Origin of the sequence: Azonexus sp. (genome assembly GCF_036170495.1) — a bacterium.
GTDB lineage: Bacteria > Pseudomonadota > Gammaproteobacteria > Burkholderiales > Rhodocyclaceae > Azonexus.
In genome coordinates this window covers 1,489-3,670 of sequence record NZ_JAVHPH010000216.1, presented here as the reverse complement: position 1 = coordinate 3,670, position 2,182 = coordinate 1,489, and the positions used below count along the sequence as shown (strand labels likewise).

Genomic DNA, 2,182 nt, shown 5'->3' with positions numbered 1-2,182 from the left:
TTGTGAGAGCAGCCACTTCATGCCGCTACCTCCTTCGATTGAGGACGGCGCAAGGCCAGCGCAGCGCTGGCCTGTTCGACATCGGAAAAGTGATGGCGGAGGCCGGAAACTTCCTGGTAGGTTTCATGCCCCTTGCCGGCGAGCAGCACCACGTCGCTGACCTCGGCTTCAAGGATGGCGCGCTCGATGGCGACGGCGCGGTCGGCTTCAACTTCGGCCTCGCCTTTGGCCTGACTCATGCCGGCGACGATGGCGTCAATGATGGCCAGCGGAACCTCGCTGCGCGGATTGTCGCTAGTGACCAGCACCCGATCGGCCAGACGTTCGGCGACTTCGCCCATCAGCGGGCGCTTGCCCGGATCGCGGTCGCCGCCGCAACCGAAGACGACGGAGAGCTTGCCGCCGCGAGAGTCGGCCACCGGGCGCAGCGCGGCCAAGGCATTTTCCAGCGCATCGGGGGTATGCGAGTAATCAACGACAACGAGCGGTTCGCCATGGCCACCGACGCGTTCCATGCGGCCCGGCGGCGGCGTCAGCTCGGACAGGCGACGCGCCACTTCGGCGGCCTGCACGCCAGCGTCGTGCAGCACGGCAGCGATGGCGAGCAGGTTGGCGATGTTGTAGCGACCGACCAGAACGGTTTCGACGGTGGCCCGACCATTTGGCAAGACCAGGCTGAAACGCTGGCCAAACGGCGTATCGACCAGATTCTCGGCGCGCACCAGCGCCGGATAATCGCGCCGCTGCTCGCCGATGGCGTAGCCGAGGATGCGCATGGCCGTCGTTTCGCGCGACAACACCCGGCCAAACTCATCGTCCAGATTGATGATCGCCGTGCGCAGACGCGGCCAGAGGAAGAGCTTTTTCTTGGCCTCGGCGTAGGCTTCCATCGTGCCGTGGTAGTCGAGGTGGTCGCGTGTCATGTTGGTGAACACGGCGACATCGACGCGGACGCCGTTCATCCGGCCCTCTTCAATGCCAATCGAGCTGGCTTCGAGCGCGCAGGCCGCCGCACCGTTTGCACGGAAACCGGCCAGATAGCGCATCAAGGTCGTCGCTTCCGGCGTCGTGAAGCCCGTTTCGGTCAGCGCATCGGGAAAACCGGCGCCGAGCGTGCCGATAATGGCGCAGGGTTTCGGGTAGGCCTTGGCCAGACACTGGCTGATCGTCGTCTTGCCGTTGGTGCCGGTGATGGCGATTAGCGACAGCCCTTCGCTCGGATGGCCATAGACAGCGTGGGCGAGCGGGCCGGCCAGTGGGCGCAGGGCGTCGACCGGCAGGTTTGCTACGACCATGGAATCAACGGCTGGCCCTAGGGTCAACCTGAAATTTTGCTCAAAATTGAAATCGCCATCGGGCTGCCAGAAGACAGCAACGGCGCCGCGCGCCAGCGCATCGGCAATGTAGCGGCGGCCATCGGCCAGATCGCCCGGATAGGCCAGGAAGAGATCGCCCGGCTGGACCTGACGGCTGTCGTCGGCGACGCCGGTCGGCACGACGCCCATGGCTTCGAGGCGGTCGAGTAGTTGGCGCGGCGTGCTCACAGCTTGCCCTTTCCGCTCGACGCTTCGGCCACCTGGATCGGCACATCGGGCGGCACGCCAAGGGTGCGCAGCGCTCCGCCGACAATCTGCGAGAACGCCGGACCGGCCACATCGCCGCCGTAGTGGGCACCGCCGGTTGGCTCGTCGATCATCACGGCGACGACCAGGCGCGGATCGCTGATCGGCGCGATGCCGACGAAGGACGCCACGTATTTGCGGGCATAAACGCCGCCCTCGATTTTGTACGCCGTCCCCGTCTTGCCGCCGACCCGATAGCCGGCGACGCGCGCCTTGGGCGCCGTCCCTTCCGGCTGGACGGCCATTTCGAGCATGACCCGCAATTCGCGCATGGTCTGCGGCGAGAAGACGCGAACGCCATGCGGCGGCGCTTCGTCGATCCTGGTCAGGGACAGCGGCATCAACTCGCCGTCGTGGGCAAAAACCGTGTAGGCCCGCGCCAGCTGGACCAGGCTGACGGCAATGCCGTGACCGTAGGACATCGTCGCCTGCTCGATCGGCCGCCAGTTCTTCCACGGCCGCAGGCGACCATTGACCTCGCCGGGAAAGCCGAGATTCGGCGCCTGGCCGAAACCGACGCTATCGAACATGTCCCACATTTCCTTCGGCGAAAAGCCAAG

2 protein-coding genes are annotated in these 2,182 nt (G+C 65.7%); both read right to left on the bottom strand.

The window, feature by feature from the left end:
- Positions 1-17: 17 nt before the first annotated feature.
- Positions 18-1,544 carry a UDP-N-acetylmuramoyl-L-alanyl-D-glutamate--2,6-diaminopimelate ligase gene (locus tag ADADOO_RS07395; protein ID WP_511276318.1) on the bottom strand — a complete coding sequence of 509 codons (1,527 nt, stop codon included), beginning with the start codon at positions 1,542-1,544 and terminating at the stop codon, positions 18-20.
- A partial coding sequence (locus ADADOO_RS07390) for a penicillin-binding transpeptidase domain-containing protein (RefSeq protein ID WP_511276317.1) occupies positions 1,541-2,182 on the bottom strand: 642 nt, incomplete at its 5' end. The genes ADADOO_RS07395 and ADADOO_RS07390, both read right to left, overlap by 4 nt.